The 25,923-nt window shown below is 31.9% G+C and carries 27 protein-coding genes and 1 tRNA gene; all 28 read right to left on the bottom strand.

What is annotated here, in order from left to right:
* Positions 1–58: 58 nt before the first annotated feature.
* The 28 genes from SLW70_RS10445 to nhaC all read right to left on the bottom strand — a co-directional run bounded on the left by SLW70_RS10445 (position 59) and on the right by nhaC (position 25,913).
* Positions 59–751 carry a LytTR family DNA-binding domain-containing protein gene (locus SLW70_RS10445; protein WP_320888300.1) on the bottom strand — a complete coding sequence of 231 codons (693 nt, stop codon included), beginning with the start codon at positions 749–751 and terminating at the stop codon, positions 59–61.
* A complete protein-coding gene (locus SLW70_RS10450) occupies positions 744–1,808 on the bottom strand; it encodes a sensor histidine kinase (RefSeq protein ID WP_320888302.1) in 1,065 nt (354 codons plus the stop codon). Before SLW70_RS10450 ends, SLW70_RS10445 begins: the two co-directional genes overlap by 8 nt.
* Positions 1,809–2,051: 243 nt before the next feature.
* On the bottom strand, positions 2,052–2,285 hold the full coding sequence (locus SLW70_RS10455; RefSeq protein ID WP_320888304.1) for a hypothetical protein: 234 nt from the start codon (positions 2,283–2,285) through the stop codon (positions 2,052–2,054).
* 96 nt (positions 2,286–2,381) lie between these two features.
* Positions 2,382–2,747 (bottom strand): nuclear transport factor 2 family protein, encoded by a 366-nt coding sequence (locus SLW70_RS10460; protein ID WP_320888306.1) that lies wholly within the window; start codon positions 2,745–2,747, stop codon positions 2,382–2,384.
* A gap of 80 nt (positions 2,748–2,827) precedes the next feature.
* Positions 2,828–3,223 carry an MmpS family transport accessory protein gene (locus SLW70_RS10465; protein WP_320888307.1) on the bottom strand — a complete coding sequence of 132 codons (396 nt, stop codon included), beginning with the start codon at positions 3,221–3,223 and terminating at the stop codon, positions 2,828–2,830.
* A gap of 22 nt (positions 3,224–3,245) precedes the next feature.
* Positions 3,246–3,749, bottom strand: coding sequence for an outer membrane beta-barrel protein (locus SLW70_RS10470; RefSeq protein WP_320888308.1), 504 nt, complete (start codon positions 3,747–3,749; stop codon positions 3,246–3,248).
* A 160-nt stretch (positions 3,750–3,909) separates the two neighbouring features.
* Positions 3,910–4,155: a hypothetical protein gene (locus SLW70_RS10475; protein ID WP_320888309.1), complete on the bottom strand. Its 246-nt coding sequence runs from the start codon at positions 4,153–4,155 to the stop codon at positions 3,910–3,912.
* Positions 4,156–4,174: 19 nt separating this feature from the next.
* Positions 4,175–4,993, bottom strand: a complete 819-nt coding sequence (locus tag SLW70_RS10480; RefSeq protein ID WP_320888310.1) for a DUF4249 domain-containing protein — start codon at positions 4,991–4,993, stop codon at positions 4,175–4,177.
* A gap of 36 nt (positions 4,994–5,029) precedes the next feature.
* Positions 5,030–7,399, bottom strand: a complete 2,370-nt coding sequence (locus tag SLW70_RS10485; protein WP_320888312.1) for a TonB-dependent receptor — start codon at positions 7,397–7,399, stop codon at positions 5,030–5,032.
* A gap of 16 nt (positions 7,400–7,415) precedes the next feature.
* Entirely contained in the window at positions 7,416–7,628 is a 213-nt protein-coding gene (locus tag SLW70_RS10490) for a hypothetical protein (protein ID WP_320888314.1), read from the bottom strand.
* A 309-nt stretch (positions 7,629–7,937) separates the two neighbouring features.
* Complete coding sequence (locus SLW70_RS10495) at positions 7,938–8,282, bottom strand: DUF6326 family protein (RefSeq protein WP_320888315.1); 345 nt, start codon at positions 8,280–8,282, stop codon at positions 7,938–7,940.
* A gap of 224 nt (positions 8,283–8,506) precedes the next feature.
* Positions 8,507–8,890 carry a DUF6567 family protein gene (locus tag SLW70_RS10500; protein ID WP_320888317.1) on the bottom strand — a complete coding sequence of 128 codons (384 nt, stop codon included), beginning with the start codon at positions 8,888–8,890 and terminating at the stop codon, positions 8,507–8,509.
* A gap of 8 nt (positions 8,891–8,898) precedes the next feature.
* Positions 8,899–9,537 carry a hypothetical protein gene (locus SLW70_RS10505; RefSeq protein ID WP_320888319.1) on the bottom strand — a complete coding sequence of 213 codons (639 nt, stop codon included), beginning with the start codon at positions 9,535–9,537 and terminating at the stop codon, positions 8,899–8,901.
* Between the two features lie 31 nt (positions 9,538–9,568).
* The gene (locus tag SLW70_RS10510; RefSeq protein ID WP_320888320.1) at positions 9,569–9,766 is read right to left on the bottom strand and encodes a hypothetical protein; all 198 of its coding nucleotides are present in this window, start codon (positions 9,764–9,766) and stop codon (positions 9,569–9,571) included.
* A 119-nt stretch (positions 9,767–9,885) separates the two neighbouring features.
* Positions 9,886–12,573 carry a LuxR C-terminal-related transcriptional regulator gene (locus SLW70_RS10515; protein WP_320888321.1) on the bottom strand — a complete coding sequence of 896 codons (2,688 nt, stop codon included), beginning with the start codon at positions 12,571–12,573 and terminating at the stop codon, positions 9,886–9,888.
* Between the two features lie 310 nt (positions 12,574–12,883).
* Positions 12,884–14,014 (bottom strand): helix-turn-helix domain-containing protein, encoded by a 1,131-nt coding sequence (locus tag SLW70_RS10520; protein WP_320888322.1) that lies wholly within the window; start codon positions 14,012–14,014, stop codon positions 12,884–12,886.
* A gap of 65 nt (positions 14,015–14,079) precedes the next feature.
* The gene (locus SLW70_RS10525) at positions 14,080–15,318 is read right to left on the bottom strand and encodes a site-specific integrase (RefSeq protein WP_320888323.1); all 1,239 of its coding nucleotides are present in this window, start codon (positions 15,316–15,318) and stop codon (positions 14,080–14,082) included.
* A 260-nt stretch (positions 15,319–15,578) separates the two neighbouring features.
* A tRNA-Ser gene (locus SLW70_RS10530) sits at positions 15,579–15,666 on the bottom strand.
* A 156-nt stretch (positions 15,667–15,822) separates the two neighbouring features.
* The gene (gene ribB / locus SLW70_RS10535) at positions 15,823–16,956 is read right to left on the bottom strand and encodes a 3,4-dihydroxy-2-butanone-4-phosphate synthase (RefSeq protein ID WP_320888324.1); all 1,134 of its coding nucleotides are present in this window, start codon (positions 16,954–16,956) and stop codon (positions 15,823–15,825) included.
* A gap of 9 nt (positions 16,957–16,965) precedes the next feature.
* Positions 16,966–18,426, bottom strand: a complete 1,461-nt coding sequence (locus SLW70_RS10540) for an LptF/LptG family permease (RefSeq protein ID WP_320888326.1) — start codon at positions 18,424–18,426, stop codon at positions 16,966–16,968.
* Between the two features lie 9 nt (positions 18,427–18,435).
* Positions 18,436–19,125: a LolA family protein gene (locus tag SLW70_RS10545; protein WP_414458254.1), complete on the bottom strand. Its 690-nt coding sequence runs from the start codon at positions 19,123–19,125 to the stop codon at positions 18,436–18,438.
* A gap of 4 nt (positions 19,126–19,129) precedes the next feature.
* Positions 19,130–21,550 carry a DNA translocase FtsK gene (locus SLW70_RS10550; RefSeq protein ID WP_320888329.1) on the bottom strand — a complete coding sequence of 807 codons (2,421 nt, stop codon included), beginning with the start codon at positions 21,548–21,550 and terminating at the stop codon, positions 19,130–19,132.
* Between the two features lie 17 nt (positions 21,551–21,567).
* Entirely contained in the window at positions 21,568–21,942 is a 375-nt protein-coding gene (locus SLW70_RS10555) for a diacylglycerol kinase family protein (protein WP_320888330.1), read from the bottom strand.
* A gap of 10 nt (positions 21,943–21,952) precedes the next feature.
* Entirely contained in the window at positions 21,953–22,450 is a 498-nt protein-coding gene (gene tpx / locus SLW70_RS10560; RefSeq protein WP_320888332.1) for a thiol peroxidase, read from the bottom strand.
* A 121-nt stretch (positions 22,451–22,571) separates the two neighbouring features.
* Positions 22,572–22,829: a DUF6952 family protein gene (locus SLW70_RS10565; RefSeq protein WP_320888333.1), complete on the bottom strand. Its 258-nt coding sequence runs from the start codon at positions 22,827–22,829 to the stop codon at positions 22,572–22,574.
* A gap of 60 nt (positions 22,830–22,889) precedes the next feature.
* Complete coding sequence (locus SLW70_RS10570; RefSeq protein ID WP_320888334.1) at positions 22,890–23,198, bottom strand: thioredoxin family protein; 309 nt, start codon at positions 23,196–23,198, stop codon at positions 22,890–22,892.
* 218 nt (positions 23,199–23,416) lie between these two features.
* On the bottom strand, positions 23,417–24,055 hold the full coding sequence (locus SLW70_RS10575) for a peroxiredoxin (protein ID WP_320888335.1): 639 nt from the start codon (positions 24,053–24,055) through the stop codon (positions 23,417–23,419).
* A gap of 397 nt (positions 24,056–24,452) precedes the next feature.
* Positions 24,453–25,913 (bottom strand): Na+/H+ antiporter NhaC, encoded by a 1,461-nt coding sequence (gene nhaC, locus SLW70_RS10580; RefSeq protein ID WP_320888336.1) that lies wholly within the window; start codon positions 25,911–25,913, stop codon positions 24,453–24,455.
* Positions 25,914–25,923 lie beyond the last annotated feature (10 nt).

Here is a 25,923-nt window from a genome sequence, read left to right on the forward strand (position 1 = left end):
AAGCACATAAAGATGCCTGCAAACGGGTATAAAAAGTCTGCAAGCATTAAATGGAGACTTATATTTTATTCTTAATTAATTCAAAAAAAAGGTCTTTGTAGGTTTCTGAAATCGGAATGATTGTATTGGCAACTTTTATTCGCTTGCGTTCTACAGATTCTATTTTATTAATAGCCACCATATAGGATTTGTGTACTCGGCAAACTAATGTCGAGGGGATTATTTGCTCCAATTCGCCAAAATTTTGCAAAGTCATGATTCGTTTATTGATGGTGTGAATTTTACGATAATCCCTCATGCCTTCTATAAACAAAATGTCGTTTAAATTTATTTTTTCGAGCCTATTTTCTGTTTTCACAAAAATATAATCGTGTTGAGCAATTATTGGTTGGGTTTTACTTTCCTGTACTCGGTTTACGGCTTTCAAAAACCGCTCAAAAGTAAAGGGTTTTAATAAGTAATCAGCAACATTTAGTTCATATCCTTTTAAAGCATATTCTTGGTAGGCTGTGGTTATAATGACTTCACTTTCTATTTTTGAACTTTCGAGTAACTCAATACCAGATAATTCGTCCATATTAATGTCTAAAAAAAGCAAATCAACTGTATTTGATTTTAAAAAAGAAAGTCCATCAAGGGCATTGTCAAAAGTGCCACACAGCTTTAAAAAAGGAATTTTAAGCACAAAACCTTTGGTTCTCTCAAGAGCCAAAGGTTCGTCTTCTATAATAATGCAAGATAGTTTATCCATTATTGATGATTAATTTTACGGTATAAAAATCGACTTGATTGTTTAATTCTAAAGTATGTTGTTTTGGATAAATCAAATCTAAGCGTTTTTGAATCAATACATTACCCAAACCAAATTTTTCTTGTTTTAATTTTTGGTTGGGATTAAATTTATTTTCGCATAAAAATATAATATGCTCCTTTTCAATTTGTATTTGCACCTTTATAGCCTGGTCAATTTTTTTGTTGGTACTGTGTTTAAAAGCGTTTTCTATAAATGGAATAAAAACCATGGGAGCAATTTTTAAATTATCAGGATTGCCCTGAACCTCAAATGTTGCAAAATTGGTATTTGTTGTTCTTATTTTCTGCAACGCTATATATTTTTCTATATATTCAATTTCTTTTTTAAGAAAAATTTCATCCGTTTGGGTTTCGTAAAGCATAAACCGCAAAATATCCGACAATTTGTTTAAATAATTAGAAGCCACAGTGGCGTCTTTTAAAATAAGCACATCTATATTATTCAAGGTATTGAATAGAAAATGAGGGTCTAACTGGGATTTTATCAGAGCCATTTCTGTTTCATGATTTTTTTGTTTGAGTGCTTCTTTCAATTTTATTTCATTCACCCAAGTTACAAACCCCTTGAGCACAAATGCCACCAAACCCGCAATGGCAGCAATAAAACTCATTATCAAGATAACCCTACCAGCGGTTGACCTGCCGTTTTTGCCCCCATTATCTAGGTCAATTAGTTGGCCCGATTCTATCAAATACCGCATTAAAACATAAGCCATGACGGCCGCTCCCAACGAGGATAACAAACCAAAAAACAGTGACAACAAATACTTTTTTTGTTGTAGAAATTTTGGAAAAACCACCCAATAACAAACATAAAATGTAATCAAGGACGGAACAAATGAAAAGAGTAAAACCGAATTCAAGGCGTTAATAAATTCGGTTGTTTGAATGGCTGTGTCTTTTGCATTATAAAATACAACCAAAATAATTAGTATTAAAAGTACATAACACAACCAAAAAAACAGGTTTAAGAAAATAACAATTGATTTTTTCATAACTTCAAATTTAGATATTTAGAAGCACAATATTCTAAGATTTTAATTTCACCCGAAAATATATTATTCAAACAGGGGATATTTGTCTGCAAGATTAGAAAAAAGATGGTTTTTATAGAATGAAATAAACAGGTTGATTTGATTTTTTTTTTAGAAATTACGGAATTAAAAAAAGGCTTCGGTTTTATTTCCGAAGCCTTTTTAACTTTTTTCAATAATTTCAATAGGTTATTTTTCTTAAATCTATTCTTGATTGTGGGTATCAGCCAAAATATCTATAAAAAAGCCTAATCCACTTACCACATTAATAATCTGTTCTGAATCGATTTTATTGTTGGTATTTTCTATTCTTAGAATTTTGTCGCAATCATCAATGTCAAAATCAATTTTATAATACGGGAATTTTTCTTGTATTTTATTAACAACCCGTTTTATTTGCTCCTTATTAATGATATTTGTCTTAAATATTTCTACCATTTTTATAATTTCTTAATGCTAATTAAATACTTGTTTTACTTAAAGTTTTGAAAAATTTACCTTATAATTTAGTTTAGAAAATGTAAACTGTTTGACCTAAATTTGAATTGCATTTCCCTCAATAACTTTCCAAGAATTTACGGTTGGTATCCATACTCTACAATATCTGAACTTGCCTTCTACTAGTTGTTCACCATATTTAGCTTTCAAATAAATTGTTGTAATAACAGTTGCATTTTTTGTGTTACATTTTATATTTTGATTGAGTACAATTATTTCAGAAACAGACATAATTCCTGATTTATAATTTTGAATATCTATGTCTTTGGTAATGCTTTGACCATTTGGAATATTAAAAATTAAATCATCATGCAATAAATCATCCAGTTCTTTAATATCGCTATTTTTCATAGCCTCTAAAAGTCTTTTCTCGCACTCAAGTATTTGTGTTTCTTGTTTCATAGTCTGTTCCATTTATTTAAAAAGCTTTCTAGTAAATTATATAAGAAACTATTTATCAAGGCATTTATCCTTGTTGTTTACTATTTTAAAACATATTGAAGCCCTCCAATAATAGCCATTCCGTTTGATTGCACTATTTCTGTTTGTTCTTTTTTGACCACGCCACCCACATATATTTTGGCGGTCAAGGTTTTGCCAGGAGTCGCACCAAATACTGAGGCATTAATTGTGGGAGCAAAAAAACCATCTGGTGCTACTATTTCTTTTGTCCATGGCAAAACAGAAGGGACTGCATTTGACCCTGAACTAGACCCTGTGATATAGGTTATATCAAAGGTACCAATAGCGGTTCCAGACACTTCATATTTAACATTCCTACTGTCAGATGATGTACCATTATCATCCTTACTACAAGAAATTATTAGGGTTAAAGTCAAAAGAGAGATAACTGTTTTTATTACATTCATTGTTTTCATAATTTTCTATATATAGTTTTTATTAAAATTTTAAAGATACACCTGCTGTTAATCCTGAAATATTCCCCCCTCCAGCTTCTAAGAAAACATTGAATTTATCTGTAAGAAAGTAACGACCGCCAACTTGTCCAGAAAAAAAGGCAGAATTACCCAAACTGGTGTGAGATATGGTGTTTTCATCTTTTAGTGTCGCTTTCCAGTATCCAAGTGTTAAACCTCCATAAACATCAAATTTTGAGTCAATATTGAGTACTTTATTAAAGTGATAGTTCCCTTTTATACCACCATAAATAAATGACCATTTGTAATCATTTAAATAATCATTGTCCTTATAGGAGGTATAATTTACAGCCAATCCAACACCGATTTCATTAGTTACAAGATGTTCAAATCCTAGGTGTATAGGAGTGCCATATGAAGATAAACCTAAACCTATATCCCCTAGGTTTGTTCCTTTTTGGATTTGAGCTGTAATAGACATTGAAAAAATTGTAAGACAGGTAATTGATAATTTAATTTTGTTCATTTTCTTTTTTTTTTAAGGTTATTATAAAATTTACTTGTTGTGAATATGTCTCCGAATTCCAATTACTGAATATTCGTTCGAAGTTTATTATTATTTTTATAAGGCAAATATTGGATTGTCTTAGTAATTTTCCGACCTTGATTGAAGTGATCATCTAATTTTAATAACTAATAATAGAATTTAAAAAGCTTTCAATAATAGTTTTATCTTTTACTTTGTCAGATTTCAGTTTTAACGTACTACTTTCTCCAAAACAACTTACTGTGTATTGGCGAGGTTTAGAACCATTAAGAATGATTAGAAAACCAGCTCTAATACTATCATTTTTAATTTCTGAGTGTAGTATTTTTATACTAAATAGAATAGGTTCATTATCTTTTGTTATAACATATTTTAATACATCCATAGGTTTAATAGGTATTAAATTACTCCACACTATATTCTAATTTCTCTACTTCACCCAATCTGAAATACCCTAAGGCATAATTGTTTTTGTCAGTTTGGTTTACAATATTTCCTCTAATTTTTGCTGGTGGCGCTTGAAAAGGACCACTAGGATTGGCATTAGATAAAACAATAGTCATATAGTTATAGAAAGTTTTAGAAATTCCCATTAATGATATATTTATGACATCTCCTTTTTTGAGTTTTTCATTGGAATATAGAGCTGCCATGTTTTTTCCTTCTGTAAATTCATCAGGGATGGTTTGGTATTCTGGAAATGGATGGAAAGCCGAATCAAATCGAGTTAAATAATGATTAATTTGATTTGGGAAATCATTAAAATTTATCTTTAAACCAATTTCATCACTATTAAAACCCAAGTCGTCTCTTTGTTCAACATCAGTAATTACCGGACTAGGTAATAATTTCTCAGTGGCACTATAGCTTTGTCCACCATAAGAAACAGTCAAAGTGTAGGTTTCATTTAATTGCGGAATAAAATCCACACATTTATATTGACCACTATTTCCAGAAGAATTAATATCTTCTGTAAAATTGAATACTTGATTGGAACTATTTTTAATAAAAACAATCGCTCCAGAAACTTTTGGAATCTCACTTTGATAGTATCCTGTTGTAGTAGTAAGTTTTATGGTTTGAACATTGCCAGTTGTCCCTTTGTTCCAATTAATGGTTGCATCTACAACAAGTTTAGGTTCTGCTGTAGATAAATTTACATTTACAACTTCTTCACAACTCGTTAAACAAGTGAAGAATATAAACAATAGTATCTTTTTCATAATAAGTGTTTTTATATGATTTCTTTTGGGTAATTTTTAAAATTTAAAATTGTAAGTAATACCAGGAACAGCCCCGAAAATGGAAAACTTAACTGCTTCATTTATGCCTGTATCTACATTTTGTCTGAAGTTTATGGAAGCAGCATTTTGTCGGTTATACACATTATAGATGCTAAATATCCATTCGCCTTGCCATCCTTTTTGCTTATTAGGTTTAGGTGTATAGGTAGCTGACAAGTCCAGATGATGGTACGTAGGTAATCTTTCTTCATTTCTATTACCAAAACTAGGAATGATAATGCCTCCATATTCGTATTGTCCATTTGGATACGTTACAGGTTGTCCTGATTGTAAACTAAATACAGAACCAAAACTCCATTTGTTATTCAATAAATAAGTTGAAGTAATGGATAGGTTATGTAATTTATCAAAACCTGATTTGTACCATTTACCATCGTTAATTCCGGTTTCTGTAGCTGTTCTGCCAGGTGTTTGTTGTTCTGCTCTTGACAGTGTATAGGATACCCAACCATTAAATTTTCCGGTATTCTTTTTTAACATAAATTCTAATCCGTATGACCTGCCGTTTCCGTTCAAAATAAGTTGTTCAACATTATTATTAGCAATTAATTCTGCACCATCAATGTAATCTACACGGTTTTTTATTTTTTTATAAAAGGTTTCAATTTCTAAAGAATACCTATCGTTATTAAAGTTTTTAAAATATCCTAAAGCAAATTGGTCTAACAACTGTGGTTTAAAAAAATCATCACTTGGTGCCCAAATATCTAATGGAGTAGGTGATTGCGTATTAGAAATAAGATGTAGGTATTGTGCCATTCTATTGTAACTTGCCTTAATAGACTGCTCATCATTAATAGCGTATGAAATTGCTAGACGTGGTTCTAAATTATTGAAGTCTGCTATTGTTTCATTTTTACCATAGTTTTTTGTACCTATTGGAGTCGCTTTTTCATATATGTTGAATTCAGGATTAAAAAGTACTGCTTGATTATTTTGGTATATGTTGAGTTCTTGTTTACCAAGGCGATAAAATGTACTGTACCTTAGTCCATAATTTACCGATATTTTATTGCTGATTTCTTGATCTACATCAAAATACAAAGCTGTTTCTATGGCAAATTTTTTGTCTAACTGTTTTTTGTTAATTCCAGAATCTGCTGTTGTAGGGTTGATTGTTCCTGGGTTAAATTTATAATATTGAGAATTAATCCCATAGGTTAATTTGGTAGCATTGCCTAAATAGTGTTTAAAATCGTATTTTAAATTATAGTTTTGAATACCACTATCCCAATTAAAACCAAGTAAATTAAAATCCAAACCATAATAATAGTCACTATAGATTAAAGATAAATTTGAAAATAATTTATCTGAAAACAAATGATTCCATCGTAGATTCATGAATGAATTACCATAGGTATTTACAAAAATTCCATTCAAATCAAATGCATCTCGTCCAAAATAGCCCGAAAGGAATAATTTATTTTGGTCGTTTATTCGATAGTTTAATTTTGTATTCAAATCGTAAAATGAAGCCGAGTTTTTATTGTCAGATAACTTCAAAAATAAATGCCCGTACGAGGCTCTACCTGCAACTAAGAATGACCCATTTCCTTTTGATAGTGGTCCTTCGGCTAATAATCTACTAGAAATAATTCCGATACCTCCAGAATATCTGTATTCTTCTTTATTTCCTTCTTTTTGATAGATGTCTAGAACCGATGAAAGTCTACCGCCAAATCGGGAAGGAATTCCTCCTTTGTACAATTTTAAATCTTTGATGGCATCAGCATTAAATACGGAGAAAAAACCAAATAAATGAGATGAATTATACACAGTAGCCTCATCTAGTAATATTAAATTTTGATCGGTACTTCCTCCTCTTACATTAAAACCTGATTGTCCTTCACCTGCATTTGTAACACCAGGTAATTGAAGAATCGATTTTATAATATCAACCTCACCTAGAATGACTGGTATCTTTTTTATGGTTTGAATTGAGAGTTTATTGACACTCATTTCGGTACTTTTAATTTCAGATTTCTTTTTATCGTTTGTAACAATAACTTCATTTAATGAGTTTTCATTTTCATCAAGTGAAAAGTCTTTTTTTATACTTTGTGATAAATTTATTTTTACCTCAATAGTTTTAAAACCCACATAACTCATTCTAAGCGTATAGTCTCCTGTGGGCACTGTTAAAGAATAAAAACCATATTCATTTGTGTTTGTTCCGGTTTTTAATTCATCAATATAAACATTAACGCCGATTAGTGTTTCTGTTGTTTTAATATCTTTTATTGTTCCACTAATCGTGACCTTCTGTGCATGAGAAACTAGAGAAAGAAAGAATAACAGAGTTAATAATTTATGTTTTGTTTTCATTTTAATTGGATTCTTTTTATTGAATTATATTTGTAAAATAATGTGGATTTCTAAAAGTTTTTGCGTGTAGTATAGTTTCGTTAACAGAAAGTGAGGATAATGTTGCTTCTTGATCAACGTTTTTGAGAACTAAAGCTCCTAGTTGATTTGGGGCAATTTCTGTGCAAGAAAATTGAGTCGTAACAAGGAGTAAAAAATACATTCTTAAAAAAACAGATTTTAATTTCATAAACTAATAATTTATTTTTTTTGGCAAATATTTGTTAAACAAAAGCAATTAATCGACTTTGCTTATAAGTAAGTACGCATTTAATAAATAAGTGGGGGTATGCCTTTAAGTAACTACTTTCTTAAAGGAGAATGTTTTAAATTCTTTTTGGTAGAGTTATTGACAATTTTATTTTTTTAGTGAAAAGAATCATCGCAATATGAGTAAGTTAAAACCGTTTTTTTTTATCAAGAAAAAAGCAGTTTTCGTTTTAATACTAATTAATATTACTATCTATACTTTTAATAAATTTTGCGTTTAAATAATTTTTCATGCTTCAATATGAGGCCATTTCCATGCATAACGGATAATTAGTCCAAGTAGAACGACTTCTACAGCCGCAGCAAAATACATGTGCACCCAAGCCTCTCCTACCAAATTAAACAACATATAAGGAATAAATACCATAGCCACGATTATGTTTGTCCAGCGATTTACATTAGCTGGCAGGGCAACAGAAAGGAAAATCATTAGAACTGGAATTGTTACAAAAATCATTGCTATCAGCAGAAAGATATATGAAATATCAAATACAAATACTTTTCCTGCCAATATATCTTTTATAGTACCAGGCATATATAAGTGAAAATAATCGACATAAGTATAGAGAAACATGAAACTCGCCCACAATGTAGCAAGCTTCAATTTTAAACTGACTTTGATGTCTTCCAGTGAATTTTGTGTTGTTTTTTGTATATTCATAAATTATCATTTTAAAAATTATACTCAAAATTCAGCACTTGTTCAGGCGTGTATTTTGGCTTCTTGTCATCTTTTTGTTTAAATCCATGAGGCATTTCAGTATGTTCTAAAATAGTAAACAGCTCTTTTATTTGAACTTACCTAGTAAATTCAACTACTTGGGCATTCACCGTTATAGTTCTCCTGACAAAGAAAGGGGCAAACCCGCTGAGGTGTTCCTCTGTCATCACGTTGATTACTGCTTTGGAACCATTTATTAAGTTGGCTTTCTTCATCATTATTGAATATGCATTTTCGTATAATTGCCTTTTGTTCATACCTCCAATTGCTAATACATAAGACGTCTTCGAACTTCCGCTTACTTGATCAATTACTTTGAAGTTGTTCTCACTTAAGCGCACCTCAGTAGCGTTTTGATTGTGGTTGGTTACATAGGCGTGACCGATACCACACGAATTAAGAAATGTCGCGAGCAATAATAAAACGGAATAAATGACGATTTTTTGGTTAATTTTTTTCATTGTAGTAATTATTTATTCTTTTTAAAATCAAAATTATACCCGAAATTAAGGCCAGGTTGAAAAACGGAGTTATCCCATTTTTTTTCTACTACTTTAAAAGATTCTGGAACACCAGTTCTTACAGGCCAATAACTACATGCAATAGCTGGTTCAAAAAAGAACCGATTTTTAAAAAACTTAAACTGATAACCCAAATGGAAGTTCAGATATAACGTATATCCATTTCCAATCGCATTTTTATTACTATCATAATATTTTTCAAAAGCATTCAATGCATGAACAGATGTAAAAAGTCCTTTCCACAAAAAACGTTGGTATCCTATTGTAGGTGCAAGGATTCGTGCATGTCCAGGATAGCCTTCTCCAGGTTTATCAAATGATGATGATGCTAAAGAAATACCTAATGGCCAAGCATAAACAGACCTTTTAAAATCAAAGGAAACAACATCTTTTGGTGTAATTCTATAACCAAGATTTAATTGTATGTACTCTGGGTTGTTTGTTTTGTCAAAATTTCCTAACATAAAGAGTGAACTTCCAACAAACCACTTTCTGTAGGTACTATCTTGTTTGACATCTTGTGCATTCACATGGAAACTGATTGCCAACAAAATGAGAAGTCCATACCATGAATTTTTATTTTTCATTTTTTTTATTTTTAAGTGATTATTTTTAATTTTAAGATGTAAAAACAGAAATAAGTTTCAGGTTTAAATCCCTTATCCGGTTAAGAATTCCATGCATAAATGCTTCATCTTTAATTTTTCCAGAAAGAACCGTATTGTCTCCATCATAAGAGACATTCATCCCATCAAAGGATTTTTTCCATTTTTTATCTAGATGTCCTTTGACCGTTATTTTTGTCATGTTTTGCATATTCTGAAGAATTAACTACAAGACAAAAGTATGATGTACCCACATGAGATTAATCACCCGTTTGGGTGATTTTATGGGTAAATAATTTCGTGAAGACAATCTAGTATGAAGAGTTATTACTAAATCAATTGATTTTTTTTTGCTTTCGTAGCAGCTTTAGACCGGCTGTTTACATCAAGTTTAATGTAGATATTCTTTAAGTGTGTTTTAACAGTGTTGACAGAAACAAACAGTTTATCCGCAATTTCCAGATTCGTTAAGTTTTGAGCAATAAGTTTTAGTGTTTCCAGTTCACGGTCGCTTAATTCAAAATTCGCATAATTTTTCACACGATTTTGCTTTTTATTTATTGCGTACTTAAGTTTGTCAATAAATGTTTTGGGAATTTTTGTTTGGGTTGTAGCTTGTATTTTATAAACTTCTCCCAATATTTTATTTGTAGTAGTTAAGTCAAAAAGAAAATAATTTATTAAATCCTCGTCAGCTGCATATTCCATCGCGGCAATTAAGCTTCTAATAGCTTTATTCTGAAAACCGGTCATTATATTCAGGATAGTATATAGAATTTCAACTTGAACCAGTGTTTCAATTCTACCACCAGTACTTGCTAACGTGAATATTTTAGTTAGAATGGATGTTGCTTCATCAAATTGATATTGCACAATCAATAAACGCGCAAAATTAAGATAGGAATGTTCATTTTGATAGGAAATCTCTCCATTAATTTCCAATCCGCATTCTTTAACAAAATCATTTGCTTTCTCAAGTTGCGATGCTTCAATTAGTAAGTATATTTTCCATCCAACATAAGTTGTAATAATATAAGGTGAGATCTTAAATTGTTTCAGTACTCCCTCTAATTCATTTAATTTATTTACAGCTCCAGTTTTATCTTCATGAGCATGCAAAATATATGAATACGCCAGTAACGCTATTATTTTTTGAGTAATATTCTTTTCATTTTTACATAGATTATATGCCGTTTCTACACTTTTCAAAGCTTTATCAAAATCGGCCCAAAGACATTCTGTAACGGACATCATAGTAAATATTCCTGCATAAGTCCATTCTGCTTTCGCAATCTCCGAATATCCTTTTTCCTTCATAAAATCCAAAAGATCGGAGCAGCGTTTATATGCGGATTTATACTGACCAAAGATTGACTCGTGGTAGGATAGAGATGAAGCTGCTGATGAAATAAGATATAGATTCCCCGATTTTTTTGCGTATTCTAAAGCAATAATCAATGCATCTATACCTTGCCTGATATTTCCTTTATTCAATTCTGCAATACCTTTAGAATTCCAAGCCCAACCCAGCCATAAGGTATCTTCCTTGTAAAGATTTTGAAAGGCTATTTGGCAATAATCTAATATTATCTCTGGTTTCTGTAGATTTGAATATAAATGGGCAAAGGCAACCGCAATTTTCCCCTGTAATTTTATATAATTTTCAACTTCCTTTTTTTTGGTTATTTTATCCAGTATTTTATCATTGGTTATTTTTTGAGCAAATTTCAAAAGTGGTTCGGCCTTTTGAATTTCTCCATGATTAATTAATATCCACGAATAATATAAACAAAATTCAGGATTGTATTTTATAACATCATGTGGAATCAATCCACCATAACTTGAAATAGCAGAATGAAGACCGTTTTTCCACATATTCTCAACTACCCGTTCAAGTAATTGAATACTTTTTACGTAATCTTTAATGACTAAAGTATGATCTATTGCTAAATCATACATCTCATTATCTTCAAACCATTTAGCGGCTTTTCTATGAAGATTTTCAACTAAAGTTTTATCTTTTAGTAAAAGTTTCTGTTTTAACAAATCAGCAAAGAGATGATGATACCGGTACCATTTCCTTTCTGAATCCAGCGGGATAACAAATAAATTATTATTTTCCAGCTTCTCAATAATTATCTGACTATCATTTCTATCTAAAATGGAATTACACAAGGAGGCAGAGAATCTTTCTAATATTGATGTTTGCAACAAGAATTCTTTGATATCATCTAATTGGATTTTAAGCACTTCCTCAATCAGATAATCCATAATATATCGGTTATCTCCATTTAAGTCTTGAATAAATCCAGAAACATCCTTACGCTCTTGTAATGATAATGCTGTAAGTTGTAGGCCAGCAATCCAGCCTTCCGTCTTGGTCTCAAGTGAATTAGCATCATCACGTGATATGCCAATTCTTAATTTTTTATTAAATAAAACATAAATATCATTTGCCGAAAAACCAAGATCTGATGATCGCAATTCAACAAGTTGCTGTTGGCTTCTTAACCTAGCTAAAAGAAGTGCTGGGTCTGATCGGGTTGAGATTACAATATGAATATTATTGGGGATGCATTCCAGTAAATCAGCTATTATTTTTGTTATTTCACTTGAATCAGTCGAATGAAAATCGTCAAGTACTAATAAAATATTTTGACTAATTTGCAGCATATCATTCAGAAGCAAATTGGTAATAGACTTATAATTAGGTTTGTCGGGAGAATTTAAAAGCATCATTGCACTTTGCCCAAATTCTGAACTAATAGTTTGAATACCTGCGATTATATAATTCAAAAATTCTACTGGATCACTATCTCCTTTTTCTAATGAAACCCATGCTGTTAAAATCTTGTATTCATTGATCCAATCACTTATAAGGGTAGTCTTGCCAAATCCGGCAGGTGCTGAAATAAGAATTAATTTGCGATTGAGACCTTCGTTTAATTTTTTAAAAAGATAGGAACGTTGAATTAAATTCTTCCCCAGAGATGGTATATGAAGTTTAGTCAAAAGCATAGTCGCAATTAAATTAATATCTGGTAATTATGTGTCTGTTTCAGTAACAATACACCACGGCAGTCCGTATTGCGCTCTTCTCATCTTCGGTCAGCGAAATGTATTTTGATATAAAGTCAAATAGTATGTTTTGCATTGTTTTTAAGATGTTACAGTCGTTTATTAGACTTGCTACCTTACAGAAATTGCGAACTTCGTGACTGTATAGTTTTATACGAATATAATATTTCTTACGAAATTAATTTATCAATTCTGCATACTTTTTTTGTACTGTATCTTTTAATAAAAGGTTGAATTTTACAAATAAATTTTATGTTATTGCTTTCATATATTCAGTAGGGGTTTGGTTTGTAACCTTTTTAAAATATTTATTAAAAGAAGATTTTGAATTAAATCCACATTCATAAGCGAGTGAAATAATTGTATATTTCTGGTTATCAGTGTTGTCTAATAGGGAAATAAAATGTTCAATTCTTTTAGAATTTATGTAATCATAAAAGTTTTTTACTTCAAAAGTATTTATCACTTGGGACAAATGATTAGGATGTACATTTAGAATTTCAGATAACTCTACTAGAGTTAATTCCGAATTAGTAAATAGCTTATTATTTTCAATTTCTAGGGTAAGTAAATGATGTATTTTTTTAGCCGTTTCTTCATTCAGTCCCGATTTTACGTATTTTGAAGTTTTATCTTCTATAATATTAAATTTATCTTCATTTTCGATAAATACACTTTTTTTATCAATATAATTAATTTTTGGTTGGCTAACAGGCTCTATCTTACTAAATAATCCAACTTGATTAATTCCAAAATATCCAATGAAAACAACAAATAATACTACAACTGAAAATAGTAATTCATCATTACCTATAACAACAAAAAGCCAAATTAAAGCAATTCCATATATGAGATACCGTAGCCAGACTAAATTTATTTTTTCCATATATGAAAATTGATTTAATATATTTTTTTTATGTTTTTTAAGTAATGTTAATGACCAAATGACATAAACTATTCCAGAGCATAAAATGGCAAATAATGTTATATTTTGTAGCGTTTCATATCCCGCACCTTCATTTTTATAAATTAAAATTTTTGATTCATTAGGTAGTAGTAAAAAGTTGCTTATTGAAAAATAACATAGAATTACGGGTAAAAAGTGCAATGAATTGATTTTCCAATTTTTAGATTGATTCGTTACTGCTGCAGTATATAAAAATAAAAAAGGACCGTGTATTAGAGGCAGTGGAATACTCAGTCCTAATGTATAAGGGTATATGATATATTTTCCGCTGAAAAAGATGTAAAATAACAAAAGGTGTAGTCCAATACTTATCAACCAAAAAAATAAAATTTTGTCAGCGATAGTTTTGTGACTTTTACTCAGTAAAATAAATGCTAGAAAAAAAGTAATAACAACACCAGTAAGATAAAGCATACCAAATAATAGTTTTTTAAATTCAAAAATAATCTTTTAAATTCAAAATGATATAATTTATTAACTTATTTAGCTATTTTTAAATTTACTAATGATGAGTGTTTTTCTTTTAGTATTTTCATATCCTCACTAACTTTCCTATCCAAAACTTTCGCATAATGCTGCGTGGTTCTCAAATTTTTATGACCAAGCATTTTGCTTACACTTTCTATTGGGACTCCGTTTGTAAGGGTTACAGTCGTAGCAAAAGTATGTCGGGCAATGTGGAAGGTTAACTCTTTTTCTATCTCACAAATAGCTGCTATTTCTTTTAAATAGGCATTCATTTTCTGATTACTCAAAATGGGAAGTAGTTTCTCTTGATTATTGTTTTGTGGATGGTTTTCGTATTTATCAATTATCATTTGTGTTACCGGAAGGATTGGGATTTTAGAAGCACTTTCCGTTTTTTGTCTATGTGTAAATATCCATTTCTCACCATCAATGCCTAAACTTATATGTGACTTAGTTAAGTTTTTGACATCGATGTATGCCAAACCAGTAAAGCAGCTGAAAAGGAAGATATCGCGTACTAATGACAATCTTTCTGTTTTGAAATCTTTATTAATGATACTTTGAATTTCATCTTCAGATAAATAAACACGCTCGACTTCTTTTACTTTAGACTTATAATTGGCAAATGGATTTTTCTCTAGCCAGTCATTGGCCAGACAAAGTTTGATTATTTTATTGAAGTTCTTGATGTATTTTACTGCGGTATTGTTAGCACAGTTCCGAACGCTTCTTAGCCAGAATTCATAATCGGTTATAAAAGCATGATCAATCTTTGTAATGTCTATATCTGAGATTTGGTATTTCCATTGCAAGAACTCTTTGGTATGTTTCAAAGAAGTGTTGTAACGTTCTAAAGTTCCTGGGGCGTATTCTTTGCCAACCAATTCTTTAATCTTGTTGTTATGGTCTTGGAAGATGGGGATTAGCATTCGCTTGGTTTCACCTGCTCCAAACAATTCATTCTTCAAATTTTCAGACGTAATTTGAATGTCTTTTTTGAATAGTCGTTTTTCGGCTTCTAATACTTGATTTTTCAAATAGTCGAGATGGCTATTTATTGTTCTTGCTTCTTCATTTGTACCCTTGACTTTAGAGCCTTCTCCTGACCATCTATCAGGTTTTATATACTTGCTTGTACTAAACTCAAATCTTTTGGCTTGAATTGTTACTCTTGTGTAAATAGGGCATACGCCTTCATTGTTGGTTTTTGATCTCTTTATGTAAAAGAGAATTGAGACAGTTGTGTTCATAAGTGGTAACCTTTTAGTTATTATGAAATTTAAATTTTCTAATAATTACAGTCAAGATGTACATATTATGAATATGTTGTTGAACACCTTACTGTACTGGTGATTTTCTGTGAGAGGTGTCACTTAAATTATTATAATTTAGTGACACCTCGAAAGACACCAAAACTTTGAGATTAATTGAATAATTTGATTATCCTAGAAACGAAAAAACCCACTAAATCGTTGAATTTAGTGGGTTTTGTAACCATTTGCTTTTCAGCTGGCGGAGAAAGAGGGATTCGAACCCCCGGACCTGTTACAGTCAACAGTTTTCAAGACTGCCGCATTCGACCGCTCTGCCATTTCTCCAGTATGTCACTATCATTTCTGATTGCGAGTGCAAATATAAGTTGCTTTTTTGGTTTTTAAAGCCTAATTCAATAAAAAAATAGGATTTTTTAGTTTTTATTTTTTAATTGTTTCATTTTCTATGATTTATGAAAAATAAAATTTTAAAAATAAAGTTTAATAGTTTACGTATTCAGTAATTTCAAGTCCATATCCAATCATTCCAACTCGTTTTCCTTGAACGGAATTGGAAACCAAACGTATTTTTGAAATATCAATGTCATGAAGTATTTGTGCACCAATACCAAAATCTTTACTATCGATAACAATTTTAGGAGCTTTCATTTCACCTGACTCTTGTAATGTTTTTAACTCAGTAAGTCGACTTAATAAATTTACGGCTTGCATGTCTTGATTGATGAATATAAATGCACCTTTTCCGTGGTCGTTAATTACCTTGAACATATCATCTAACTGCTGGTCTACATTATTTGTCAAAGTGCCCAATAGATCATTGTTTACTTGTGAAGAATGAATTCTAGTCAATATAGGATCACCCAAATTCCAAGTTCCTTTGGTTAAAGCAATATGAATTTGTTTGTTAGTAGTTTGTTGATAGGCTCTTAATCGGAAAGTTCCAAAACGCGTATGGATGTCAAAATCTTCTTTCTTGATAATAAGGCTATCGTGTTGCATTCTATAGGCTACTAAATCTTCGATAGATACTAATTTTAAATCGAATTTTTTTGCAACTTTGACCAATTGAGGAAGCCTTGCCATAGTTCCATCTTCATTTAAGATTTCACATATTACCCCCGCCGATTTAAAACCTGCTAATCTAGCGAAGTCAATTGCAGCTTCCGTATGACCTGTTCGTCTTAAAACTCCTCCTTGCTTAGCTACTAAAGGAAAAATATGTCCTGGTCGTGCTAAATCATGCGGTTTTGTATTTTGATCAACTAGAGCTAATGTAGTTTTAGCTCTGTCGGATGCTGATATACCTGTGGTTACTCCATTTCCTTTTAAATCTACAGAAACAGTGAAAGCTGTTTCCATATGGTCTGTGTTGTTGTTAACCATAACATGTAAACCTAGTTCCTTACAGCGGCTTTCGGTTAAAGGAGTACAAATTAACCCGCGGCCATGAGTAGCCATAAAATTGATCATTTCGGGTGTTACTTTTTCAGCAGCAGCTAGAAAATCACCTTCATTTTCTCTATCTTCATCATCAACAACAATGATAACTTTACCTTGTCGTATGTCTTCAATTGCTTCTTCAATAGTATTAAGTTGTATTTTATTTGAAACCATGTTTGGTGTTTATTTTTGTTTTTGAAAGAATTTTTTAAATATATTTTGAATAGGAGCTGTAATCACGTCTATATTGATTAATCCAATGTCATTGGTTGCTCTGTAGGTTAAAAATATGGCAAGAGGAGCGAGTATAAATGATGACATCCAAGCTCCTAAAAAAGGGGACAAGCCATCTTCTTGAGATATTCTTTTTCCAAAGGTATTGATAAAGTGAAAAGAGATGAAAATTAAAATCGCAAAAACAATAGGAAGTCCGAGACCACCTTTTCTAATAATAGCACCCAAAGGAGCACCTATAAAAAACATTAGAAAACAAGCAAAAGCAATTACAAATTTATCGTAATAGGCTAAAAAGTGATTGTTAATACTTTTTTGTTTGTTTTCTAAATTTGCTTTTGAAGCGTCTATATTATACCCAATGCTAACTAGATTGCTGCTAGCAGTAGTTAGAATATTCATTTTTTCACTATTTTTAAATAGAGATAATATGTCTTTAGGTATTTCCTTTAATTTTTTTATACTGTCTTTTACAGGGGGATTGATATTATTTTTTGAATTCATAAGATTTGTAATCCCTGTTTGAAGATTAATATTTTCTGTAAAAGAAACAACTTCAGTTTTCATGTTTTTTTGTAAAGAATCCAAAGTATAGTTTAGTTCATTTACAGTGAGCATGGTATTGGTGTTGGAAACGTTTTGCTCATTAGCATCGGCTTTGTTGAGTTGTGATAAATCGATGTTAATGGTGTATTTTTTAAATGAACTTTTAGCAAAAGGTAGTTTTAGTCTGTCTTCGTACCTTTTGGGAATAACATCTTCATAATAGTTTCCGTCATTTAAAACAAGTTTTAAAATACTAGATTGTTCATTACTTATTAATTCACCGTCTTTTGCTTTAATGACTATTTTACTTCCGTCACCCATTGAGGACTTTTTGTGAATGGTAATACCGGTTAAGCTATTTCCGTTTTCTCCAGATTTTTTGTTGACTTTAATATTGTAAATACCTACATCGCTAAACTGACCTTCGGTGATTGCCATGGCAGGCTTTACTTGAGCTATATTTTTTCGAAAATTGATAAATTTATATTCCGCATAAGGAATGACATTGTTTGCAAATAAAAAAGCAACAATACTGAGTAAGCAGATAAATATAGTAAGTGGTCGTAGCGCTCGTTGTAATGAGATACCCGACGATTTCATGGCGGCAAACTCATAATTTTCGGCTAAATTCCCAAAAGTCATGATTGATGCTAGCAATATTGATAAAGGTAGTACTAGAGGAACAATTCTAGGCATTGAAAACATCAAAAACTTTATAATCATTGCTATGTCTAGGTCTTTACCCGCTAATTCAGCAATAAATAACCAAATGGTTTGCAGTATGAATATGAAAAACAAGATTACAAATACCGTAGCAAATGTAATCAGGAATGTTTTTAATAAGTATTTGTCAAGTATTTTCACTTACCTTGTTTAGTCTAATTTATTGATGTAGTAATTTGGATATTTACTTTGTGCAAAGGTAAAATGATTTTTTGATAAAGGTTGGTTGGTTTTAAAAGAATTAACCGTTAAAGTGGTTTTTGTTCCTTTTTTACCTATTTCAATTAAATTATAGATGTGTTTCGTTTGCACATCAATTCCTAATAGAATTTCTTTTCTTTGGTCTTTGGTATTTGTAGGTACCAGTTTGATGTATTGAATTTTTCTCCCTCTAACGTCTTGTATGATATCCATTGAATAACGGTAACCACTATTAAAAAAGGTTAACATCTTTGATGGTGTAATCGCATTGTCGTCTTTTTCATTGAAGCTTGAAATGGTTACTTCTTCGTCTTCAGGTACAATAGTGTAGGTCTTTTTTCCGTCAAATATTTTTGTGATTCCCATGAAATTCAAAACATATTGATTGCCTTTCATGGTAACGTTTCCTTTGCTATCTTGATTGATGTTTTCTTTGGCGTTATTTAAGCAATATTTGAAATCGATAGCAATAGTGTTATAGCTTTTTACTTTGGCGGTAACTTGGTCTAAAAGTGCTTTCGCTTTTTTGTCTTGTGCTTGTAAAGAAATGCAGCTAAAAACGACAAACAAAATTGGAATAATTTTTTTTGTCATAATAGTAGCGAAATTCCCGTTGCTTTTTTGAATGTTAAGTTGCATGATGTTAACTGTTTTTTTCATTGTTTAAAAAGTGCTCCAGAGAAGTTAAATCTTGGATATTCACTGAACGTGCTTTACTCCCCTCAAAAGGGCCAACAATTCCAGCGGCTTCAAGTTGGTCAATCAAGCGACCTGCTCGGTTATACCCCAGTTTTAATTTTCTCTGTAATAAGGATGCAGAGCCTTGTTGTGCGCTTACAATAACTTCGGCTGCTTCTCGAAACAGAGTATCTCTTTCGGATATATCCATATCAAGATTAATGCCAGTTTCTTCTCCAATAAACTCAGGAAGTAAATAAGCGGTAGCATATGCTTTTTGTGAACCAATGAAATCAGTGATTTTTTCTACCTCCGGTGTATCAATAAAAGCACATTGTACACGTACCACATCGTTACCGTTGGTGTATAATAAATCCCCACGACCAATCAATTGGTCAGCTCCTTGTGCGTCAAGAATTGTTCTTGAATCAATTTTAGAAGTTACTCTAAAAGCAATACGAGCAGGGAAATTGGCTTTAATCAAACCTGTAATTACGTTTACGGATGGTCTTTGAGTAGCGATTATCAAGTGAATTCCAATGGCACGTGCTAATTGAGCTAAACGAGCTATTGGGATTTCTACTTCTTTTCCAGCGGTCATAATCAAATCGGCAAACTCATCGACTACAAGTATGATATAAGGTAAAAAGCGATGTCCGTTTTCTGGATTTAATTTTCTCGATTTGAATTTCTCGTTATATTCTTTGATATTTCGAACCATTGCATCTTTCAATAAAGAATAACGGTTATCCATCTCTACACAAAGAGAATTTAAAGTATTTACTACTTTGGTATTATCAGTGATAATGGCGTCTTCCGAATCAGGAAGCATAGCCAAATAATGTCTTTCAATTTTATTAAAAAGGGTAAGTTCAACTTTTTTCGGGTCAACCAAAACAAATTTGACTTCAGCTGGATGTTTTTTGTATAACAAAGAAGTAAGTACAGCATTCAAACCAACCGATTTTCCTTGTCCTGTTGCTCCTGCCATTAATAAGTGAGGCATTTTGGCTAAGTCCACGACAAAAGTTTCGTTCGAAATGGTTTTACCAAGAGCGATAGGTAATTCCATTTCGGCTTCTTGGAATTTAGCCGAACCAATCACGCTTTTCATTGAAACCATGGTTGGGTTTTTGTTTGGCACTTCGATACCAATAGTTCCTTTTCCAGGAATAGGAGCGATGATACGAATACCTAATGCCGAAAGTGATAGGGCAATATCATCTTCTAGGCTTTTAATTTTTGAAATACGAATACCAGCTTCGGGTACGATTTCATATAGGGTAACAGAGGGGCCAACAGTGGCTTTAATCTGTGCAATTTCAATTTTGTAATTGCGAAGGGTATCTACAATTTTGTTTTTATTTTCTTCTAGTTCTTCTTGATTAATGGTAATTCCACCAGTAGAATATTCTTTTAATAAATCAAGAGTTGGGTATTTGTAATTAGATAAATCCAAAGTTGGGTCAAACAGTCCAAAATCAGAAACTAGTCTTGATGCAAGATTTTCTTCGATGATATCTTCTTCGGGAGCAGTTTCGATAACAAAATCTTCTGAATGAGTTGAAGGTTCTGCTACAATTTTCTCGAATGGAGGAGGGGTAACGGCATCTAATTTAATTTCAGAGGAATTTTGTATCGTAGGCTTTAATTCTTCTTTATTGATTTCAAACTGTGGTTTTTTGGTGTGTAAAGTCATTTCCTCTTCAGGAACTGCAAATTCTTCCAAATTATAGCTTGCATCAGTTTTAGTATTATTAATAGAGGCCAAATCCGTTTTTAGTTCTTTTTTTGATTTTTCAAAAAAGGATTGAATCTTTTGTGGTGAAAGTTGGAGTTTGAAAATTACATAGATAACCACACCAAAAAGTAATACTAATAAAGTCCCTGTTTTTCCAATATAATCTTGAAGAAGTAAGTTTAGTTCATAGCCTACAACGCCACCTAATTCTGGTAATGAAGTAGCAAAAAAGCTAAATAAAACCGAAAGTATGATAAGAACAAATAAATCCCAAAACCAAATTCCTTTTAGTTTTTTGGCAGAAAGTCCAAGAATCATAAAAGTTCCAGTTAGGAAAAATAGTCTAACAAATAGAAAAGAAGCCAAACCAAAACCTTGATAAACGATTAAGTCGGCAAGATAGGCTCCAAATTTCCCTAGCCAATTCCGAACGGTTTCGGAACGGTCCGTTAGTTCGGTTATAGCGCTTTGGTCTTCTTGACCATAAATGAAAAAGGAGGTAAAAGCAACTAGTAAAGCGATTGAAAATAATACAAAAAGACAGCCCAAAACAATTTTGTGCTGTCTCGTCATTTTCCATGATTTAGTTTCTTTAGTCTCTGAATTGTTTTTCTTGTCTAAAGTTTCTTTTCTTGATTTTGCCATTCTTGATGTACTATAGCCTATAGAAATAAAGGCACATATATGATTAAACCGATAATGATTGCTGTGATAGCAGCAAAAAAGACTGCTCCTGCAGCAATGTCTTTTATAAAACCTATTCTTTCATGATAATCAGGATGGATGAAGTCTGCAATTTTTTCAACAGCAGTATTCAAGCCTTCAATACTCAAAACTAAGCCAATGGCTAAAGTTTGAAAAAGCCATTCTGTAGCAGAAATACCAAAATATAAACCAGCAATTGTCAACAAAATTCCTGTTGAAAATTGAACCATAACACTGTGTTCGGTTGTGATTAATTTGATAGCACCTTTGACAGCAAAAGTAACGCTTTTAAGCCTTCCGGTAAAGAAGGTGTTGTCTTTTTGAAACTCCATTAATGTTTGATTAAAGTACCGCTAAAGCAGCTTCGTAATTAGGTTCGTCAACAATTTCGCCTACTTGTTCTGTGTGAAGAATAGTTCCGTCAGCATCAGCTACTATAATTGCACGTGAATGTAATCCTTTAAGTGGTCCATCAACAATTTCTAATCCATTCGTTTTTCCGAAACTACCTTCTTGGAAGTCTGAAAGGTTTACTACGTTTGCAATTCCTTCAGCTCCACAAAAACGTTTTTGAGCAAAAGGCAAATCTCTTGAAATACACAATACTACTGTATCGTTTAATTGGGCTGCAGTTTCGTTAAATTTTCTAACTGAAGTAGCGCAAGTTCCTGTGTCAATACTAGGGAATATGTTTAAAACTAATTTTTTATTTGCAAAAGAGTCTAAAGTAGCAACCGAAAGGTCCTCTTGTACTAATTTGAAATCAGCCAGTTTAGAACCAACTTTTGGTAATTCACTGATCGTGTTTATTGCATTACCTTTTAATGTAATTGAAGCCATATGTATTATTTTTATTGAGGTTCAAAAGTATGAAATTTATTTAAGAATTAAGTTTTAAAACAAAAAAAACGCACCTAAATTTAGTATGCGTTTCTTTGTAAAAATGTAAAAACAGAGTCTATTATTTGTCTATTGAGCCCATAACGCGTTTCATGAAAGTATTTAGGGCCTCTTTTTTGTCAGTTCCGCTTTTTACTAATTTATTCACTTCGAGGGCGCCATACATATTCGAAATTAACTCACCTATAACATCAAGTTCTTCGTCTTTTAAAGAAGGAATTTCAGTCATTGCTTCTAGTACTTCAATCGTTTCTATGATGTAATCTTGATCGTTTTCTTCGATAAATTGGGTAAGATGTTTTATTACAGGTAGTTTCATTTTTTAAATTGTTTAATTGGTTATTTGTTTAACCGTTTAACCGATTAAACAATTCAACGACTAAGCTATTTCGTTAACTAATTCAATTAGTACTTCTTGTTTATTCGTTTGTGTTTCGTTTACTAATTTTCCGTCTACAAAAGTGGCAAAAGTAGGCAAGTTGCTTACATTAGCTAGTTTGCGAGATTCAGGGAAATTTTCAGCATCTACAAGTGCAAAAGTGATGTTTTCGTTTTCGGTTGCTAATTTTTTAAATTTAGGTTTCATGATACGGCAGTTCCCACACCATGAAGCTGAAAATTGAACCACTACTTTATTGTTTTCGGCAACTAAGTTTGCCAAGGTATCTTCGTTTAATTCGATTAACATAAAAGTTTGTTTTTAATGATGAATTGAATAAGTTTCAAATCCAAATTTCAATTAGGATTTAAGAAATTCCAATTTTTTAAATTCCAAATTCCAAGTAAAAAATATTTTAATTTTAAAATCTTTATTTCATTATCCAAATTGTAATTTGGAATTTTAAAAAAAATGGATTTTCTATTTTTACTATTGGAATTTGGAATTTTTAAAATTTGGAATTTATTTTAGTTCGCGCTCAAGTAAGCTGCAGTACTGATTCTATCAGCGCTCATTGCTTCTTTACCAGCTTCCCAGTTAGCAGGACAAACTTCTCCTTTTTCTTGGATATGAGCATAAGCATCAATCATACGTAAATATTCGTTTACGTTACGACCTAATGGCATATCGTTTACACTTTCGTGGAAAATTTTTCCAGTTTCGTCAATAAGGTAAGTAGCTCTAAACGTTACATTTGATCCTTCAATGATTAAAGAATCTGTTTCTTCATTGTACTCAGAAGATTCGATATCTAAAATTCCTAATGCAGAAGAAAGATTACGAGTAGTATCAGCTAAAATTGGATAGGTTACACCTTCAATTCCACCATTGTTTTTTGGAGTGTTTAACCAAGCAAAGTGTACTTCGTTAGAATCACAAGAAGCACCAATAACGATTGTGTTTCTTTTGTCAAATTCTGGTAATGCAGCTTGAAAAGCGTGTAATTCTGTTGGGCATACAAAAGTGAAATCTTTTGGGTACCAGAACAAAAGTACTTTTTTGTTGTTTTTTGTAGCTTCTTCAAAAACGTTGATTTTCAAATTGTCTCCCATTTCTGAGATAGCGTCGATTGCAATACTTGGGAATTTTTTTCCTACTAATGCCATAATGTTATGATTTTATAATTAAATTTCTATGCGGCAAAAATAAGAGATATAAGACTGTGATAACAATCAATTCCGATTATAAAATTTTATATTACAATAGTGTTTGACTATTTTTAATTAATTTTTCTGGGTAAGTTCTTTTAAATTAGTGGTTTATATTTTGTTGAAGAGAAAAAGTTATGAAAACAATTGTTGCGTGAGTGATAGGAGTAAGCTACCGAAGTAGCACGGATAGCACGACAGCAGGATGCAAAGGGGCTTTATAAAGTTACAGTATTGTAAGCCCCTTTGTATCCTGATGGCACGCCCCAAAAGATAATCGATAGGTGAATTATTGCAGATTTATTATGGCTTCGCTAGTTCGCTTTAGCACGGGTCAAAAATCGTTAATCTACAATTAGATATCATTTTTCTGCGCTATTAATTGCCTGATTTTGATATTGAATGCAGCAAAAAGTAAGGTGGTTATTGGACTTAAGATATTGAAAATAGCATAAGGTAAATAATCAAGTGTACTTACTCCTAAAGTACTAGATTGATAGGCACCACAGGTGTTCCAAGGAATTAAGACTGAAGTTACAGTACCCGCATCTTCAAGAGTACGACTTAAATTTTCGGGAGCTAATCCCTTTTTTTCGTAGGCCTTGGCAAACATTTTACCAGGGATTACTATCGATAAATACTGGTCAGAGGCAGTGATATTGATAGCAAGGCAACTTCCAACGGTTGAGGCAAATAGACCAAAAGTGCTGTGTGCCATTTTTAATAAAGATTGGCTAATGCGAGCCAAGGCTCCAATAGCGTCCATAATTCCGCCAAAAACCATTGCGCAAATAATTAACCAGATGGTACCTAGCATTTTTTGCATGCCGCCAGAAGTGAATAGGTCAGCCAAAGTTTTGTTAGGTGTTGGGATAACGACTTCTATTGTGATGGCGTTCATAACCCCTTTGTATGCAGATTCAAAACTCATGTTTTGCACGCCTGCAATTTGATTGATGATATGTGGTTGAAAAATGAGGGCGAAAATTGCAGCCAGTATGGTTCCGGCCAAAAGTGCTATTAAGGGTTCTGTTTTTTTGATGATAAGTCCTATAACTACTAAAGGAACCAAAAATAACCATGCTGAAATGGTAAAGGTGTTTTGTATATCTTGTATTAGGGAGCCAATATTGACATCGCCTTTGCTTTCACTATTTAGCCCTAGGATAGTGAATATAATCAATGTTACTACATAAGTAGGGATTGTTGTCAAAGTCATGTAGCGAATGTGGGTGAACAAATCTGTTCCAGCCATTGCTGGTGCCAAATTAGTAGTATCCGACATAGGGGATAGTTTGTCTCCAAAATAAGCGCCAGAAATAACAGCTCCAGCAACTATGCCTAAATCAAATCCTAATGCGCCTCCCACACCAATAAGCGCAATACCAACAGTAGCACTAGTTGTCCATGAACTTCCGGTTGCAATAGAGATAATTGAACAAATGATTAAGGTAGCCGGTAAAAATATAGTAGGATTTAGAATTTGTAGTCCATAATAAATCATGGTTGGGATAATACCACTCACGAGCCAAGTTCCTGCTAAGGCGCCCACCATCAATAAAATTAGAATAGCGGGAACGGTAGATTTGATATTGTTAGCCACTTCTTCCATCATGTTATGAAAGCTTACTTTGTTAAAAAAACCAACAATAGCCGCTATCGCTCCTCCAATAAGTAATATAAATTGATTGCTACCACTCAACGCATTGTCGCCAAAAACATATACATTATACCCTAATAAAATAACCAAAAAGAGAATTGGGATTAAAGCTTCTCCTATTGATAACTCCTTATTTCTATGAATTTTGGTTTCCATTGAGGTTGGT

The sequence above is a fragment of the Flavobacterium sp. NG2 genome, from assembly GCF_034119845.1.
In the GTDB taxonomy this organism is placed as follows: Bacteria; Bacteroidota; Bacteroidia; order Flavobacteriales; family Flavobacteriaceae; genus Flavobacterium.